Raw genomic sequence first — 17635 nt, 5'->3', positions numbered from 1 at the left:
CATGCAACTCTATTACGCCCCCCGCACCATCTCGGTCGCTGTTGCCATCGCGCTGGAAGAGGCCGGGCTGGAGTACGAGGCGATCCGGCTGGACTTTGCCACAGGAGAGCAGACCAAGCCTGCCTACAAGCAGATCAACCCCAAGGGCCGGGTTCCGGCATTGGCGGTCGAAGGCGGCATCCTGACCGAAACCGGCGCATTGCTGGAATATATCGCGGCCAAGGCCCCGCAGGCCGGGCTGGTGCCCGATGATCCGGTGATGGCCGCCCGCATGCGCGAAGTGATGTTCTATCTGGCCTCGACCATGCATGTGAACCATGCCCATGGACGGCGCGGCCCTCGCTGGGCGGACAAGAAGGCCAGCTGGAAGGACATGAAAGAGAAGATGCCGCAAACCATGACCGCCTCGTGCAGGTATGTCGAGACGGCAGGCCTGCGCGGACCATTCGTATTGGGTGACCGGATCAGCCTTGCCGATTGCTATCTTTTTGTGGTTTGCAGCTGGCTTGAGGGCGACGGCGTCGATGTCTCGGTCTTTCCCAAGATCATCGCCTTCCGCGAAGCGATGGAGGCACGGCCTTCGGTTCAGGCGGTGCGCGCCGCCGGAATGCTCTGACAAAAGGACAACGCATGACACATCTCTGGGTCCGGGCCGAACAACGCCCCAACGAGGAACGGGTGGGGTTGACCCCTGAAGGCGCCGCGGCGCTGATCGCCGCCGGTATCCGCGTGACGGTCGAGGAAAGCCATGTCCGCGCCATCCCACTGGACGGCTACAAAGCCGCAGGCTGTGAAATCGCGGCTGAAAATTCCTGGCCCGACGCGCCGCTGGACGCGATCATCTTTGGCCTCAAGGAACTGCCTGAGGACGGCACGCCTCTGCCCCACCGCCACATCATGTTCGGTCATGCCTATAAGGGCCAGCACTCGGGCCGGGCGCTGTTGCAGCGGTTCAAGGCCGGGGGCGGCACGCTGTACGATCTGGAATATCTGGTGGACGAGGATGGCCGCCGGGTTGCCGCCTTTGGCTATTGGGCTGGCTATGCCGGGGCGGCGGTCACGTTGAAAACGTGGGCCGCGCAACAGCGGCGGCAGGAATGCCCGCCCGTCGGAGTTTATGCGGGCAAGGACGCCCTGATTGCCGAGCTGCTGGCAGAGCTGGACGCCACGGGCGCCACCCGCCCCAGCGCCATCGTCATCGGCGCTTTGGGTCGTGTGGGTACCGGGGCGGCTGACCTGTGCGAGGCGATGGGTGTCAGCGTCACCAAATGGGACATGGCCGAAACCGCCAGCGGTGGGCCCTTCCCGGAAATCCTTGATCACGATCTGTTCCTGAACTGCATCTTCGCCCGCCCCGGCACCCCGGTCTTTGTGCCGCACGCGGCGCTGACCGCGCCGCGCAAGCTGACCGCCATCGGCGACGTCGCCTGCGATCCGGACAGCGATTACAACCCGGTCCCCGTTTATGACCGCGCCACCACATGGGACGCCCCCGCCCTGCGTGTGGCCACCGACCCGGTGATGGATGTGATGGCCATCGACAACCTGCCGTCGATGCTGCCGGTCGAAAGCTCGCAGGATTATGCAGCACAACTGCTTCCCACATTGCTGACCCTGACCGACATCGAATCCGGTGTCTGGGGCCGGGCAGCGGCAACCTTTAACACTCATATCGAAGGGATCTGAGCGATGACGATTCACTGGTGTGGCACCGGCCTGTCGGCCATCCCTGGCCTGCGCCGCCTGATCGAGGGCGGGCACAAGGTCACCGTCTGGAACCGGACCGTTGAAAAGGCCAAGGCCGAGGTCGGTGACCTGACCGATGACATCCGCGCCTTCGACATCGACGCGCTGGCGGCGGTGCTAGGCAAAGGCGACGTGATCGTGTCGATGCTACCGGGCGACTGGCACGTGCCGCTGGCGGAACTGGCTATTTCGAAAGAGGCGAACTTCGTCTCGTCTTCCTACATCGCGCCCGAGATGCGCGCGCTGGACGACAAGGCCCGCGAGGCGGGCGTGGCGCTGGTCAACGAGGTCGGACTGGACCCGGGCATCGACCACCTGATGGCGCATGCGCTGGTCGCCGACTACCGCGCCTCGGACGCGTTCGATGCGCAAAACCACCTTAGCTTTATTTCCTATTGCGGTGGCATCCCCAAGCACCCGAACCCGTTCCGCTACAAGTTCAGCTGGTCGCCCTTGGGTGTGCTGAAAGCGCTGCGCTCCCCGTCGAAATCGATCCGCGATTACGCCCCGCTGGACGTCGCCCGCCCATGGGACGCGATCAGCAGCTATATCGCCCCGCTGCCTGCCCCGGAGAGCTTCGAGGTCTATCCTAACCGGGATTCCCTGCCGTTCATGCAGGAATACCAGTTCGAGGACCACTGGACCGTCAAGGAATTCGTCCGCGGCACGCTGCGCCTGAACGGCTGGGCCGATGCCTGGTCGGATGTGTTCACCGAGATCGAAACCCTGTCCGGCCCGGAGGGCGATGCTCGCCTGAAAGAGATGTCCGACCAGTTCTGGGCAGAAAACGCCTATGACGAGGGTGAACCTGACCGCGTCGTGCTATGTGTTGGCCTGAAGGCGGAAAAGGACGGCGTGCCGGTCTGGCACAAAACCTATGTCATGGACGCCTGGGGTGACGAACGCGGCACCGCCATGGCACGGCTGGTGTCGATCCCCGTCTCATTGGCGATCGAAGCGGTGCTGAACCGCGCCATTCCTGCGGGCGTTCATGCAGCCCCCAACGATCCAAAACTGGTTCAGGCTTGGATGGCCGAAATCGACCGGTTGGCGCAGCATCTGCAAGTTGTGGATCATACCGCCTGACCACTATGCGCCGCGCCATCCATTCCGGCGCGGCGCCTGCCGCATTCCATTCTTTTTCTGTTTGAAAACTCTTTGCTGGGCCAAAGCCTACATAAGATCGTTCTCGACATCCTCAGCCGAAATACCCAGCGCATCCAGCCCGTTTTCAAGATGATCCGACAAATGCGGCGTGCCGATCAGATAATCGGCGCAAGGGGTCGAGGCCTCGGACTTTGCGGTTGCAATAGCCTCGGCCAGATCTTCGGCAAAGAAACTCTCGCGCCCGATCCACATGATGGCAACCAGTTCCGCCTGCTCATCCTCGCCCATGCGGTCGATAAACGCACGCAACTCGCCTTCTGCCCGGTCCAGTTCACGCCCCATCATGGCGACCTGAGCGATTTTTCTTGCCGAGATTTCCAGCATGTCCCAACTCCTCGTGTTCGCGGTTTCAGACTACCACAACCACTCTCGGGTGGCCGAGTCTTTGATCTTGAACAAACCGGCACGGCTTAGGGCTCGCGAATGCGGGAAATGGGATGGTCCGGCACCGGCGCGGTTCGGAACGGTCGGAACGTCGCTTTCTTCAGTTTCAGCTTCAACGCTTGCCAGACAATCAAGGCAAAGGTGCGCCGCGCCCCAAAGGGTCGCCGCAGCAGTGACCACAGGATGGTCGCGTTGGTCAATCGCGCGCGCGGCCCGGTCAGTGTTGCAATCAAGCCACCGGCCTCTCGGCCATAGTCAATCCAGACGCCAACCCGGTCCGGACGATAGTCAAATCGGAACGTATAAGACCCTTCGATCTTCTGGAACGGCGAGACATGCATCAGCTTGTCCGCCACGATACGATCCGTCGCCTGAATGGGCGCGAAATTGGCGTTGTGACACAGATAGCTGTGGCGGGTGCCAAAGGTGTTCGTCACCTCGGCCACGACCGCATAAAGCTGTTGCTCGGTATCGAAACAGAACCAGAAGCTGACAGGGTTGAATACGTGTCCCAACACGCGGGGCTGCGTCAGCAAGGTAATGTCTGCGGGCTGTGCAACACCCATCTGGTCAAACTGATCGCGCAGCCACACCGCGCCGAGACCGTTGCCCGGCTCACCCCCGTGATCGCGGCTGCGCCAGTTCGTAACGTTGATCCTGTTCAACGAGAACAGCAGCGGGGTCGCAACGGATATTTCGGGATCAAGCAGAATGTAGTCCACGGAATAGCTGAACGCGTTTTCAATCGCGCCCTTTCGCCCGTGATAGGTATGCCCTGCAATATGGTCGATCCGGTCCATCCTGCTCATCCATCTGACCTTTGCGCTGCTCGGACAGCACCCAAATCCAAGGTCATTTCATATGGATAATACGAAACCGGCGTCACAATGGATTAAAATATTCGTGCGAAGTGATCCGTCTTGGGGCTGACTGCGTAATGTGGTTATGTTTACCGAGATCGATACCGCGAGCTTGGATGAGCCGGTGGGCGATAGCCCTGCCATCAAACCCTTGCGCGCGAAGAAACGCATCAGGGGTCGACCGGTGAACCGAGTGAACGGCAGTTGTGAGACCAGAACCGAATGGGTGAGTCACGTCACCCGCATCCGGGATGCGCAGGATCAGGCGGCCTTTGCCGAGCTGTTTCAACACTTCGCGCCACGGGTCAAAGCGTTCCTGATGAAATCAGGGGCCGACGCCGCGATGGCAGAGGAATGCGCGCAAGAGGTTATGGCGACCTTGTGGCATAAGGCGCACCTGTTCGATCCCACCCGCGCGACCGTGGCCACATGGGTGTTCACGATCGCCCGGAACAAGCGCATCGACGTGTTGCGCAAACAACGCCGCCCCGAGCCCGAAGACCTCGGCTGGGGCCCCGAGGCAGAGCCGGAACAGGAGGAGGTTCTGGCGCTGCAACAGGAAACCGCGCAGCTGCGTGACGCCATGGCGGCGTTGCCTGAGGCGCAGAGACAGCTGATCGAGAAGGCCTACTTCGGTGATCTGAGCCATCGAGAAATCGCATCTCAGACCGGGTTGCCTTTGGGCACGATCAAATCACGGATACGGCTGGCGCTGGACCGCTTGCGCCACGCGATGAACTGAGATGAAGACGATGGAACACAAGATCAAACATCACCTGACCGACGATCTGCTTATGGCCTATGCCGCGGGTACGTTGCCCGAAGCGTTCGATCTTATGGTCGCCACGCATCTGTCGCTCTGCGACCATTGCCGCGCGCGGGCCGAAAGCTTTGACGCCGTTGGCGGTTGCGTTCTGGACGATCAGACTGCCCCGGCTCAAATGAGAAGTGACGCACTGGCCGCGACGATGGCTCTGATTGCACAGGGTGCCCCGACACCGAAGCCGTCACAGCCGAAATGCCCGGTTCTGCCGACCCCGCTTCAGGATTATGTCGGCGGCGATGTCAACGCAATCAAATGGAAACCCATCGGCATGGGCGTCAAGCAGGCCATCCTGCCCACGACGCGCGAGGCGACCGCCCGACTGCTGTTCATTCCCGCCGGTGTGGCGGTGCCGGATCACAGTCACCACGGGACCGAGCTGACCATGGTGCTGCAAGGCGCCTTCTCGGATGAGGTTGACCGTTTTGCCCGCGGCGATGTCGAGATTGCGGATGAAGACCTGCATCACACTCCGACAGCGGATATGTCAGAAGATTGTATCTGTCTGGCGGTTACGGATGCGCCGTTGAAGTTCAGCAAGCTGATGCCGCGCCTGTTCCAGCCCTTCCTGAGAATCTGACCCGGCCTAGCCTTCGGACTGGCCCAGCGGCACCACGTTGCTGTGGTCATCGGGGGCCAGTTCCTCAAAGTCGAAATTGTCCAGACGCTGCGCCCGACGCCCGGCTTTCTCGGCGCTGATCTTGATGTCCGAGATATCCTTGGCCGCCTGCCCGAAATGACGGTCAAGGTTCGAGACACGGTCGCCCAGACGTTCGACATCCTTGTGCAGCATTCCCAGTTCCTTGCGGATCGCCCCCGCCTGTTCCCGCATCCGCGCATCCTTCAGGATCGCGCGCATCGTGTTCAGCGTCGCCATGCAGGTGGTGGGTGAGACGATCCAGACACGTTTGGAAAAACTCTCCTGCACCAGTTCGGGGAACTTGGCGTGCAACTCGGCATAGACCGCCTCGGACGGCAGGAACATCAACGCCCCATCGGCGGTTTCACCATCGAGAATGTATTTCTCGGCAATGTCGTTGATATGCTTGCGCACCGTGCTGCGGAACATCTGAACGGCGGCCTTGAACTCGGCATCATTGGTTGAGCCGATCAGCGCCTCATAGGCCTCTAACGGAAACTTGCTGTCGATCACAATCGGCCCCGGAGGGTTCGGCAGATTGATCAGACAATCCGCCCGCCGCCCGTTCGACAGGGTCGCCTGCAGCCGGAAACTGTCCGATGGCAACGCCTTGGAGACGATATCATTCAGTTGGATCTCACCAAAGGCGCCGCGCGTTTGCTTGTTCGACAGAATGTCCTGCAACGACAGTACATCGCCGGACAGTTTGGTGATATTATCCTGCGCCTTGTCGATGGCGGCCAGACGCTCCTGCAATTGGGTCAGAGAGGTCGCGGTCTGCTTGGACGACCCATGCAGCGTTTCCTTCATCCGCTCTTGCATCTCGGCCAGCGCGCGCGCTGATTTCATCGCGTTGTCGGCCAGCCGGTCATTCATCTGCTGCTGAACCGAGGACAGGCGGGATTCGACCGTCTGGATCACCTGAACCTGCGCATTGGCCTGCGTGTCCGAGACATGTTGCAAACCACCGCGCAACTGCTCTTGCCCCTGTCCCAATTGCTGCACATGCTGGCCCAGATGCGCCATCTGCCGCGCCAGCGGTTCCGCCATCCGGGCGGATCGGTTGGCCGCGCGCAGCGACAGGAACAGCAGCAACAGGATCAGCGCCACCACCCCGCCTACAGTCAGGATCAGGGGGTCGTTCAGCGCGTATTGGGTACCTGCAATCTCGATCATGTCGCCTCGGATGTTCTTGTTTTATTCTTTCTAGCCCAGCCGGGCCGCAGGATCAACTGCGCCCAAACAGGCGTTCGATATCGCTCAGCTTCAGCTCCACGTAAGTCGGCCGACCGTGGTTGCACTGACCGGAATGGGGTGTCGCCTCCATCTCGCGCAGCAGGGCGTTCATCTCTTCGGCCCGCATCCGGCGGCCCGAACGGACCGAGCCATGGCAGGCCACCCGGCTCAGGATCGCCTCGATCCGGGCCTGCACCATCTGGCTTTCGCCCTGATCAGCCAGCTCGTCGAGGATATCCAGAATCATTGCGCGAGCGTCGACCTCGCCCAGAATGGCGGGGGTTTCGCGCACGGCGATGGCACTTCCACCGAAGGGTTCGATGGTCAGGCCAAAGCGCGTCAGCTCATCCGCAACCGCCATCAGCCGCGTGCAATCGCCCTCGGACAATTCGACAATTTCGGGGATCAGCAGGGCCTGGGCGGCAATTCCGGTCTCGGCCATCTGGGTTTTCAGCTTTTCGTAAACCAGCCGCTCATGCGCTGCGTGTTGATCGACGATCACCATGCCATCGGCAGTCTGGGCGATGATGTAATTCTCATGCACCTGCCCACGCGCGGCACCCAAGGGCAGGTCCTGTGGTGCGGGGTCTTCGTCAGCGATCGGAGCGACCGGAGCAGGCTCGACAACGCTGCCGCTATAATCCCGCGACAGCTCTGCAAAGCCCGGCGCCTGTGCCCGGTAGGCGGCCTGACGCGCCGCAGGCGAGGGCCTGCCCATCTGATAGACCCGCGCAGGGGCCGGTTGCGCCGGTTCAGGCCGCATCGCACCCAATGTTGCATTGGCAACGGTGGTCGCCGCCCGATGCCCGGCTTCGGCCAGCGCGTGCCGCAGGGCCGAGACGATCAGACCGCGCGCCACACCCGGGTCACGAAAGCGAACCTCGGATTTGGCGGGGTGGACGTTCACGTCCACCAGCGTTGGATCGCAATCGATGAACAGCGCTGCTGCCGGATGGCGGTCGCGGCTGAGGAAATCGAAATAGGCCGCACGCAGGGCCCCCGTCAGCATCTTGTCCCGCACCGGGCGCCCATTGACGAACAGATATTGCGCCACGGCCGCACCGCGCGAATAGGTCGGAAGGGCGGCATAGCCATAAAGACGAATGCCCTCACGCGCGGCGTCGATCCGCAGGGCGTTTTCGGCAAACTCGCGCCCGATCACGCGGGCCAGACGGGCGTGCAACGCGTCGAACAGATCCCCGTTCTCGCGGTCGGCGCGGAACGTCACGCGCCCCTCACCCCCGCCTGAGACATCGCGCAGGGTAAGGGTAATCGCCGGTTCAGCCATGGCCAGACGTTTGACCGTATCGGTGATCGCCTGCGCCTCGGCCCGGTCGGTGCGCATGAATTTCAACCGCGCAGGCGTGGCGTAGAACAGATCGCGCAGCTCAACCACCGTGCCCGCACGCAAGGCGGCGGGTTTCACCGCCTCCATCCTGCCCCCCGCTACATGCACCTGCGCCGCATCGCCCCCCGGAACGCGGCTGGTGATGGTCAAGCGACCCACCGCACCCAGTGACGGCAGCGCCTCGCCCCGGAAGCCGAAAGTGTGGATGTTCAGCAAGTCCGAACCGTCGATCTTCGATGTCGCATGGCGGGACAACGCCAAGGGCAAATCCTGCGCCGCGATCCCGCAGCCATCATCCGTGACGCGAATCAGCGTCTTGCCCCCATCTGCGATATCGATTGCGATGCGGCTGGCTCCGGCATCAATTGCGTTCTCGACCAGTTCCTTCACCGCCGAGGCCGGACGTTCCACCACTTCACCTGCTGCGATCCGGTTGATAGCGGCATCGTCAAGCTGCCGGATCACCGGTCGGGTTTCGCTGATATTGGGGTTCGTTTGCGCCATACCGCTAGACCTAGCATATATGCGCGCGATTCTGCCACCGGTTTGACGAAAATTCAGAGGGCTGAAAATAAGGTGTCCGACCAGTTTGACCGCGCCGACAAGGGGGTAGCGACATTGGTCAAAGCTGGCCGGACAAACCGAAGTGAGTGGTGGTCATCCAATTAACACTTAAAGGTCAAGTATCATCAGATTCGGAATAAATCTCGTTAATACTGCGCAATTGTTTCCATTTGGCAATTATGCGCCGATCTCGCAGGGGATTCTCAGGCGCGAACATGCCAAGTCAAGCAGTGCTCGGCGCGCCAGCGCGGGTTCGGCATGGTCCAAACACTGCCGTCAGCGCCAGAATCAAACCCGAAACCGTTGCGATCATGCCTGCCGCACTGACCGCATCCGCAGCCCCCAGCCAAAGCGGCCCGTACCCGGCCAGCACATAGCCTGCGATAGCAGAAAGGGCAGCAAACCCTACGCTCCACGCGATCTGGGTTTCCAGCCGGTTGGTCATCATCCGCGCCGCAGCGGGCGGACAGATGAACATTGCGATCACGATGATTGAACCAACCGCGTCAAAGGCGGCCACAGCTGCAATCGCAGCGGTGATGACCAGAGCCAATCCCAACGCACCCGTCCGGATACCGATGGTGCGGGCAAAACCTTCGTCAAAGGTGGAAATCTTCAGCGGACGCCAGAGCAGCCAGGTGAACAGGATCACCCCGACCAGCGCCAATGCGATACGCGGAAGCTCATGCGGCAGACCTGCCAGCGCCACCGGGTCCAGCAGCGACGACCAGCCGGTGGCATCCAGCCAGATCAGGCTTTCCAGATTGCCATACAACGCATGTTCCACGTCCAGATGGACGGTTGAGGTATCGGTCTGTTCCAGCAGCAGAACGCCGCCCGCGAACATGGTAGTAAAGACGACCCCCATCGCGGCACCGGGTTCTATCTGGCCCAGCCGACGGACGGCCTCGATCATCACGACGGCAACGATGGCGGCGCCAGCGGCGCCCAGCATCATCGGCCAGGTCGAAATGGCCCCGGTCAGCAGGAAGGCCACCACGATGCCAGGCAGCACCACATGGCTGATCGCATCCCCGATCAGCGCCTGTTTGCGCAGCACCAGAAAGTTCCCGGGCAGCGCGCAGGCAATTGCTGCAAAGGTCCCGATCAACAGGGGTGTCAGCGACAGAGGGACAAATTCTTCACCACTCATGAGGGCACCCCTTGTGGGCCGCCGATGCGGCGGTCGATTTCAGCGATTTGGTCGCGGGTCAGAACCGTTTCGATGTCGCGCAACCCGTCATAGAGCGCGGCTGTCGCCTCATGCGCCTGATCGGCACGGACCAGTTCCCATCGTTTTTCGTCGCGCAGGGCCTTGGCGGCGCGCGCCTTGCCTTCCTCGGTCGCCACACCATCGGCGCGCACGATCCCGGCCCGGCGCAGCAGGCGGAGCGTCAAGGGTTCATATATCTTCTGCCCTTGCGCCAATGCCAGCAGGCCTTGCCGGATATGAACCCGGCGTTGAAATCGCAAGTGGCGCAGGATGGCCGCCAACACGCCACGCACCGGCGCCAGCAGCAGGGACAAGGCGAAGAAACCAAAGCTGACAAGTACGATGATCGGACCCGTCGGCAGGTTCGGTGCTGACGCCGACAGAGCGGCGCCGAGATAGCCAGACAACCCTCCGGCCAGCCCCGCCAGCAAGACCACGCGGTCCGACCGGTCTGACCAGAACCGTGCGGTTACCGGCGGGATGATCAGCAGGGCTACGATCAGGATCAGACCGACAATTTTCAGGCCAACAACGGTCACTGCCATCACCAGCCCCATCATTGCAAGATCGATCCGGGAAACTGGCAATCCGCGCGCCGCGGCATATTCCGGGTCAAATGCCACCATCATCATCGGACGTCTGATGATCATCACCAGAACCAGCGTCGCAGCGCCTCCGATCGCGATGATCAGAGCATCCGCCCAGAGCATTCCGGCGGTCGAGCCCAGCAGGAACCCTTCAAGCCCGGCCTGTCGACCCACACTCATGGTCTGAATGACGGTCAGCAGAACAATACCGAAACCAAAGAACACCGAAAGAACGGCACCGATGGCCGCATCTTCGGCCAGCCGAGTATGGCGCGTCAGCCAATTCATGCACAAAAGGCCAACCCAGGCCGACAGGGCCGAGCCCGCCAACAGGCCGATCAGGTTTCGCCCGTCACCGCCCAAGGCGACAAGCACCATGAACGCCAGGCAAACACCGGGCAACGTCGCGTGGCTGATCGCATCGCTGACCAGTGCGCGTTTACGCAGGAACAGGAAAGTACCGGTTACACCTGCCGAAATACCCAGCAGGCTCGCACCAATAGCGACCAGCGTGGCGTTATAGCCAAGCTGAAGGGTCAGAGCATCCCAAAGCATGTTTTACCCCAGCGCGCGCGAGATCTGGTCGATTTGCGCAGTGGCCAGACGGCCTCCGTAAGCGGATTGCAGGGTCTCGGCGGTGAAGGCTTCGGCGACCGGGCCTTCGGCGACCTTGCGGGTGTTGATCAGGAACACATGGTCGAAATAGTCGGTGACCGTGGCCAGATCGTGATGCACGACGACGACCGTCTTGCCGGCCTCTTTCAGCGATTTCAGCACCGCGATGATGGCCTTTTCCGTCGCGGCATCGACCCCGGCAAAGGGTTCGTCCAGCAGATACAAATCCGCATCGTGCGCCAGCGCCCGGGCCAGAAACACCCGCTGCTGCTGACCGCCCGACAACTGACCAATCTGGCGGTCGGCAAAATCGCGCATCCCCACCCGGTTCAGACAATCCATCGCCGCCGACTTGTGGCGCATACGCACACGGCCCAGCAAGCCCAGTTGCCGCGACAGGCCCATCAGGACCACATCGATCACTCGGGTGGGAAAGTCCCAATCGACGCTTGCGCGCTGCGGCACATAGGCGATCCGCGCCCGTTGCGACTCCAGCGGTTCCCCGAAAACGGTCACCCTGCCTGACAGCGGCGTCACGATCCCAAGGGCCGCTTTCAGAAGGGTGGATTTCCCGGCCCCGTTCGGACCGATGATGGCGGTCATGGCGCCGCTTTGAACGGTCATATCCACCGAGAACACGGCAGGTTTCTGACCGTATGAGACCGTCAGGCCACGAACGGCCAGCGGGCTGGTTTCAACGCCCTGCTCTTCGATTGCGACGCCCTGAACTGCTGCAAGTTCCAACATGGTTTAAAATCCTGCCGACAATCTACCGTTCAGCCCACGCGCGGGCACATCTGCGCCCAATGCGCCGGCAATCACAGTGATGTTGTGATCCAGCATCCCGATATAGGTGCCCTCGTATGTGCCAGGCTCGCCCATGGCATCAGAAAACAGCTCGCCCCCGACAGAGACCTCATGCCCCCTGGCAGCCGCCCCTTCGATCAATGCGCGCATCGAGCGATCCGAGACCGAGCTTTCGACGAAAACAGCGGTCAGCTGGCGATCGACCAATGTATCGACCATCTCACCAATCCGGTTCAAACCTGCCTCGGACTGGGTCGAGATGCCCTGAATGCCCAGCACTTCATAGCCATATTCGACGCCGAAATAACCAAAGGCATCATGCGCGGTCACCAGCACGCGGTTGTTTTTCGGAACGGCAGCCAGCATCTGCTTGCCATACGCGTCCAACTGGTCGATCTCGGCCAGAAACGCCTGCGTGTTGGCGGCAAACAGGTCGGCGGCTTCGGGGCGCGCCTCGGTCAGTGCCTTTTGCACCTCGACCACCACATCGCGCCACAAGACCGGGTTCATCCACAGATGCGGGTCGTATTTGTCGGCATAGTCATCGTGGGCCCGCAGCTTGGCCTTGTCGACACCATCTGCCACGGCGATCACAGTGCGCTTACGCTCCAGCCCGTGAAAGAACTCTTCCATCTGGGCCTCAAGGTACAGCCCGTGCCACAGCACGACATCAGCGCGGGTCATAGCCACGATATCGGTACGGGTCTGGCGATAGGCATGCGGGTCGACACCCGGGCCCATCAGGCCCTTCACCTCGACCTGATCACCGCCGACCTGACGCGCGGCGTCCGCTATCATGCCGGTGGTGGCGACCACTTTCAGCGGCGCCTCTGCCCATGCGGCAAACGGCACCGAGGCGGCAACAGCCAGTGCAGCAAGAAAACTGCGGCGAATCATGTTCAGACCTCACATTAGGCTTCCTGTTGCGATTGAATATGAGAACCATTCGCAACTTAGTCAATGCTATTGAGAATTATTCTCAACAAAACTTGATTTATTTTTCCATTTGGTCAAAAAATTGACGATCCTTTGCCCCTCATGCCTTCCATTCGGCTGCGTGCCGTGCGATTTTGACGCAAACTTCCCAAAGGACGTGAAGATGGATACGCAGAGCTCAGAAAGCCCCGTGCGCACCGCGCATCTGCCGCAAGTGACCGAGCCCCGGAATCCGGGGATGGATCTGGATCTGGATTGGGTACGCGCGGTGCAGGCCAACACTTCGGCCATCGAACGCCGCGCCGCGACCCTGCCCGGGCGGCGGTCGGTGAAGAAGGAGTATCAGGCCGCATGGCTGCTGAAGGCGATCACCATGATCGACCTGACCACCCTGTCGGGCGACGACACGGTGGGCCGCGTGCGCCGTCTGTGCGCCAAGGCGCGCCAGCCGGTGTCGCCCGCAACCCTGCAGGCACTGGATATGCCCGCGATCACCACCGGGGCGGTCTGCGTCTATCACGACATGATCGAAACCGCTGTTGAGGCGTTGACCGGCACCGGTATTCCGGTTGCCGCGGTCTCCACTGGTTTCCCTGCCGGGCTGTCTCCGTTCCACTTGCGTGTGGCCGAGATCGAGGAAAGCGTGAAGGCCGGGGCCGAGGAGATCGACATCGTCATCTCGCGCCGTCACGCGCTGTCGGGCGACTGGCAGGCGTTGTATGACGAGATGAAGGCGTTCCGCGTCGCCTGCGGTGATGCGCATGTGAAGGCCATTCTGGCGACCGGAGAGCTGGGCAGCCTGCGCAACGTCGCCCGCGCCTCGCTGGTGTGCATGATGGCGGGGGCGGATTTCATCAAGACCTCGACAGGGAAAGAAAGCGTCAACGCCACTCTGCCCGTCTCATTGGTGATGATCCGCGCGATCCGGGATTATTACGACCGCACCGGCTATCGCGTTGGGTACAAGCCTGCGGGCGGGATTTCCAAGGCCAAGGACGCGCTGGTCTACCTGTCGCTGATCAAGGACGAACTGGGCGACCGCTGGCTGGAACCCGACCTGTTCCGCTTTGGTGCGTCGTCGCTGCTGGGCGATATCGAGCGGCAGTTGGAACACTATGTCACCGGGTCTTACTCGGCTGGCTACCGTCACTCCTTGGGCTGAATAGTTTCAATGTTCAAACTAGCCACAACCACTTCGTTTCTTCTATTGCAATTTAGCCCTGCCTATTCTGAGGCAAAGGAATGCAGTCCGTGGATCGTTGATGGCAAAAGCAACGGAAATACCGTGAGTATCGACATAACCGATCAACAACTCACTTGGACCGACGGACACGTCGAGTTCAAAGCTCCAATGGTCGATGAAACGCCACTTGGTCAAATCTTTGCGGGAAACGGCGAAGTCTACTTCACTTACTTGAATCGTACAAACTCCACAGAAAATGTGAAATCCAAACCACGTAAAGTTGTACGCATTCCCCAAGATCAGACCACAGTTCGATTCCTCACCCTCAACTGCGGGGAAAACTAAAATGACAGTCAAAGAGATTTTCGAAACCATGGATTACGGCCCCGCCCCCGAAAGCGCCGCCGAGGCTCTGGCCTGGCTGGTCGATCAGGGTGACAAGTTCGGCCACTATATCGACGGCGCCTTCACCAAGCCCGGCAAAGGGTTCGACAGTCGCAATCCCGCGACCGGAGAGGTTCTGGCCAAGCTGACACAGGCGAAGCAGGCCGACGTGGACGCCGCCGTTGCCGCCGCCCGCAAGGCACAGCCGAAATGGGCGGGTCTGGGCGGAGCGGGTCGTGCCCGGTATCTTTATGCCATTGCACGGCTGCTGCAAAAGCACTCGCGCTTGTTTGCGGTGCTGGAGAGCCTCGACAACGGCAAGCCGATCCGGGAATCGCGGGACATCGACATCCCGCTGGCGCAGCGGCATTTCTATTATCACGCTGGCATGGCGCAGTTGATGGAAAGCGAGTTGCCGGACGCTGAGGCCTTGGGTGTGTGCGGGCAGATCATCCCGTGGAACTTCCCGCTACTGATGCTGGCGTGGAAGATCGCGCCCGCACTGGCGATGGGCAACACGGTGGTTCTGAAACCGGCCGAATATACCTCGCTGACCGCGCTGCTGTTCGCTGACATCTGCTCGCAGGCTGGATTGCCGAAGGGTGTGGTCAACATCATCACCGGCGATGGCGCGGTGGGTGAGATGATCGTGGCCGCGGATGTGGACAAAATCGCCTTTACCGGCTCGACCGTAGTGGGGCGGCGTATTCGAGAGGCGACGGCCGGTTCGGGCAAGGAGCTGACATTGGAGCTGGGCGGCAAGTCCGCCTATGTCGTCTTTGACGACGCCGACATCGATTCCGCCATTGAGGGGCTGGTTGACGCGATCTGGTTCAATCAGGGTCAGGTCTGCTGCGCCGGGTCGCGCCTGCTGGTGCAGGAAGGCATCGCCGACCGCTTCCACGACAAGCTGCGCGCGCGGATGGATAAGCTGCGTCTGGGCGACCCGCTGGATAAATGCATCGACGTGGGCGCGGTGGTAGACCCTGTTCAATTGCAGACCATCAAGGCGATGGTCGAGAGCAACACGGTTGGCCACGTGCATCAGGCCGCCTGCGAACTGCCTGCGAATGGCTGTTTTTACCCGCCGACGCTGATCTCGGGTCTCGAGACATCCGATCCGTTGATGCAGGAAGAGATTTTTGGCCCCGTACTGGTCTCTTCGACATTCCGCACACCAGAGGAGGCGGTCGAGCTGGCCAACAACACCCGTTATGGGCTGGCCGCGACGGTCTGGACCGAGAACGTGAACCTGGCGCTGGATATCGCGCCTAAGCTGGTCGCGGGCGTGGTCTGGGTGAATGCCACCAACCTGTTCGACGCAGCCGCCGGGTTCGGTGGCGTGCGCGAGAGCGGTTTCGGCCGCGAAGGCGGTTGGGAAGGGCTGGCCGCCTACACCAAGCCCAAGGGCAAGGCCAAGCCGCTGGCGAAGGTCGAAGCGACAATGGGCGAAGGGTCCCCGGTCGACCCGATTGACCGCACCGCCAAAATGTATGTCGGCGGCAAGCAGGCGCGGCCCGATAGTGGCTACTCGAAACCTGTTTGGGGCAAATCCGGTCTGTTGGGTCATGTGGGTCTGGCGAATCGCAAGGACGTGCGCAACGCGGTCGAGGCTGCGGCGGGGGCCAAAGGCTGGTCCAACACCACCGGCCATCTGCGGGCGCAGATTCTGTATTACATCGGCGAAAACCTCTCGGCCCGTGCAGGTGAATTCACCGCCCGCATCGACGCCATGACCGGTAAGAAGGACGGCGCAAAAGAGGTCGAAGCTTCGATCCAGCGCCTGTTCACCGCCGCCGCCTGGGCCGACAAGTATGACGGTCAGGTGCATGGCGTTCCGATCCGGGGCGTCGCCATTGCCATGAAGGAACCGGTCGGCGTTATCGGCGCGCTGTGCGCTGACGAAGCACCGCTGCTAGGACTGGTCTCGGCCATGGCCCCGGCGATTGCGATGGGCAATCGGGTGGTTCTGGCGGCCTCCGAGCCCTACCCACTGGCCGCGACCGATTTCTACCAGATCCTCGAAACCTCGGACGTCCCCGCAGGCGTGGTCAACATCCTGACCGGTAGCCATGCGGAACTGGCGAAACCGCTGGCCTCGCATCTGAACGTGGATGCGGTCTGGTCGTTCTCGTCTACCGATCTGTCGAAAGAGATCGAAGCCGTCTCCGCCGGGAACCTCAAACGCACCTGGGTCAATAACGCGACGGCATTTGACTGGAGCATGGACCATTCCCGCCGCTTCCTGCAGGCTTCGACCGAAGTGAAGAACATCTGGGTGCCCTACGGCGAGTAGGACTCCCGACTAAGGGAGGCCCACATGGATTTTTCAGGCAAGACCGTCATCGTCATCGGCGGCACCAGCGGTATCAACCGGGGCATCGCCGAAACGTTTGCGGCGGCTGGCGCGAAGCTGGCCGTTGCCAGCCGCTCGCAGGAGAAAGTGGATGACACGGTCGTGGCGTTGAAAGCTGCGGGCGCGGCGGAGGCCATCGGCGCGGCGTTTGATGTACGCGATGCTGACTCTGTGGCGGCGGGATTGAAACAATTCCACGAGGCATTCGGTGACTTCGACGTTCTGGTGTCGGGCGCGGCGGGCAACTTCCCGGCGCTGGCATCCGAGATGTCGGTCAACGCCTTCAAAACGGTGATCGATATCGACCTAATGGGCACAATCCATGTGATGAAAGGGGCGTATCCTTACCTGAAACGTCCGGGCGCGAGCATCATCAACATCTCGGCCCCGCAATCCTATCTGCCATACGAGGGTCAGGCCCATGTCTGTGCCGCCAAGGCGGGGGTCGATCAGATTACCCGAACGCTGTCGATGGAATGGGGTGTCGAGGGTATCCGCGTGAACTCGGTCGTGCCGGGTTTCATCGAAGGCACCGAAGGCGCGAAACGTCTGGCCCCCACCCCGGATGCAGGCGAGGCGCTGCGCCGCGATGTGCCCTTGGGCCGCTGGGGTCAGCCGCAAGATGTGGCCAACGCCTGCCTGTTCCTGAGTTCCGACATGGCCAGCTATATCAGCGGTACGGTTCTGGCCGTCGATGGCGCGTTGTATCAGCGCGGCTCGGGCAAGTTCGGTCAGATGATGGGGCAGATGTTGCGCAGCATGAAAAAGGGGTAAGCCCAGCTCACC

The 17635-nt window shown here is 61.5% G+C and carries 17 protein-coding genes; 9 read left to right on the top strand and 8 right to left on the bottom strand.

What is annotated here, in order from left to right; all coding sequences use genetic code 11:
• Position 1: 1 nt before the first annotated feature.
• Genes ACR3E4_RS10230 through ACR3E4_RS10220 form a run of 3 tightly spaced genes read left to right on the top strand, consistent with a single transcriptional unit; the run spans position 2 to position 2832 of the window.
• Positions 2-616, top strand: coding sequence for a glutathione S-transferase family protein (locus tag ACR3E4_RS10230; protein ID WP_480535874.1), 615 nt, complete (start codon positions 2-4; stop codon positions 614-616).
• Between the two features lie 14 nt (positions 617-630).
• Positions 631-1686: a saccharopine dehydrogenase gene (locus tag ACR3E4_RS10225; RefSeq protein ID WP_480535872.1), complete on the top strand. Its 1056-nt coding sequence runs from the start codon at positions 631-633 to the stop codon at positions 1684-1686.
• 3 nt (positions 1687-1689) lie between these two features.
• Complete coding sequence (locus ACR3E4_RS10220) at positions 1690-2832, top strand: saccharopine dehydrogenase family protein (RefSeq protein WP_480535870.1); 1143 nt, start codon at positions 1690-1692, stop codon at positions 2830-2832.
• 87 nt (positions 2833-2919) lie between these two features.
• Here the strand turns inward: ACR3E4_RS10220 and ACR3E4_RS10215 are convergent, their stop codons facing one another.
• Positions 2920-3237, bottom strand: a complete 318-nt coding sequence (locus ACR3E4_RS10215; RefSeq protein ID WP_480535868.1) for a DUF3775 domain-containing protein — start codon at positions 3235-3237, stop codon at positions 2920-2922.
• An 86-nt stretch (positions 3238-3323) separates the two neighbouring features.
• On the bottom strand, positions 3324-4097 hold the full coding sequence (locus ACR3E4_RS10210; RefSeq protein WP_480535878.1) for a DUF1365 domain-containing protein: 774 nt from the start codon (positions 4095-4097) through the stop codon (positions 3324-3326).
• A gap of 145 nt (positions 4098-4242) precedes the next feature.
• Here ACR3E4_RS10210 and ACR3E4_RS10205 point away from each other — a divergent pair, with 145 nt between their 5' ends.
• Positions 4243-4899 carry a sigma-70 family RNA polymerase sigma factor gene (locus ACR3E4_RS10205; protein ID WP_480535866.1) on the top strand — a complete coding sequence of 219 codons (657 nt, stop codon included), beginning with the start codon at positions 4243-4245 and terminating at the stop codon, positions 4897-4899.
• Between the two features lie 10 nt (positions 4900-4909).
• Entirely contained in the window at positions 4910-5560 is a 651-nt protein-coding gene (locus ACR3E4_RS10200) for a ChrR family anti-sigma-E factor (protein ID WP_480535865.1), read from the top strand.
• Between the two features lie 6 nt (positions 5561-5566).
• Here the strand turns inward: ACR3E4_RS10200 and ACR3E4_RS10195 are convergent, their stop codons facing one another.
• From ACR3E4_RS10195 to ACR3E4_RS10170, 6 genes are all read right to left on the bottom strand, one after another.
• The gene (locus tag ACR3E4_RS10195) at positions 5567-6796 is read right to left on the bottom strand and encodes a DNA recombination protein RmuC (RefSeq protein WP_480535864.1); all 1230 of its coding nucleotides are present in this window, start codon (positions 6794-6796) and stop codon (positions 5567-5569) included.
• 52 nt (positions 6797-6848) lie between these two features.
• Complete coding sequence (gene mutL / locus ACR3E4_RS10190; protein ID WP_480535862.1) at positions 6849-8708, bottom strand: DNA mismatch repair endonuclease MutL; 1860 nt, start codon at positions 8706-8708, stop codon at positions 6849-6851.
• Positions 8709-8991: 283 nt separating this feature from the next.
• Positions 8992-9921: a metal ABC transporter permease gene (locus ACR3E4_RS10185; RefSeq protein ID WP_480535861.1), complete on the bottom strand. Its 930-nt coding sequence runs from the start codon at positions 9919-9921 to the stop codon at positions 8992-8994.
• A complete protein-coding gene (locus ACR3E4_RS10180) occupies positions 9918-11123 on the bottom strand; it encodes a metal ABC transporter permease (RefSeq protein ID WP_480535860.1) in 1206 nt (401 codons plus the stop codon). Before ACR3E4_RS10180 ends, ACR3E4_RS10185 begins: the two co-directional genes overlap by 4 nt.
• A 3-nt stretch (positions 11124-11126) precedes the next feature.
• A complete protein-coding gene (locus ACR3E4_RS10175) occupies positions 11127-11930 on the bottom strand; it encodes a metal ABC transporter ATP-binding protein (RefSeq protein WP_480535858.1) in 804 nt (267 codons plus the stop codon).
• Positions 11931-11933: 3 nt separating this feature from the next.
• Positions 11934-12887, bottom strand: coding sequence for a metal ABC transporter solute-binding protein, Zn/Mn family (locus ACR3E4_RS10170; RefSeq protein ID WP_480535857.1), 954 nt, complete (start codon positions 12885-12887; stop codon positions 11934-11936).
• Positions 12888-13089: 202 nt separating this feature from the next.
• Here ACR3E4_RS10170 and deoC point away from each other — a divergent pair, with 202 nt between their 5' ends.
• The 4 genes from deoC to ACR3E4_RS10150 are packed head-to-tail and all read left to right on the top strand — an operon-like array spanning position 13090 to position 17623.
• On the top strand, positions 13090-14088 hold the full coding sequence (deoC, locus tag ACR3E4_RS10165) for a deoxyribose-phosphate aldolase (protein WP_480535856.1): 999 nt from the start codon (positions 13090-13092) through the stop codon (positions 14086-14088).
• A 9-nt stretch (positions 14089-14097) separates the two neighbouring features.
• Positions 14098-14454, top strand: a complete 357-nt coding sequence (locus ACR3E4_RS10160; protein ID WP_480535854.1) for a hypothetical protein — start codon at positions 14098-14100, stop codon at positions 14452-14454.
• 1 nt (position 14455) lies between these two features.
• Positions 14456-16789, top strand: coding sequence for an aldehyde dehydrogenase family protein (locus tag ACR3E4_RS10155; RefSeq protein WP_480535853.1), 2334 nt, complete (start codon positions 14456-14458; stop codon positions 16787-16789).
• A gap of 24 nt (positions 16790-16813) precedes the next feature.
• On the top strand, positions 16814-17623 hold the full coding sequence (locus ACR3E4_RS10150) for an SDR family oxidoreductase (protein ID WP_480535852.1): 810 nt from the start codon (positions 16814-16816) through the stop codon (positions 17621-17623).
• The last annotated feature ends 12 nt before the right edge of the window (positions 17624-17635 follow it).

The organism is Ruegeria sp. AP11, assembly GCF_056535865.1.
The sequence above is the reverse complement of the archived record's forward strand: the minus strand, read 5'-3'. Positions and strand labels throughout refer to the sequence as shown.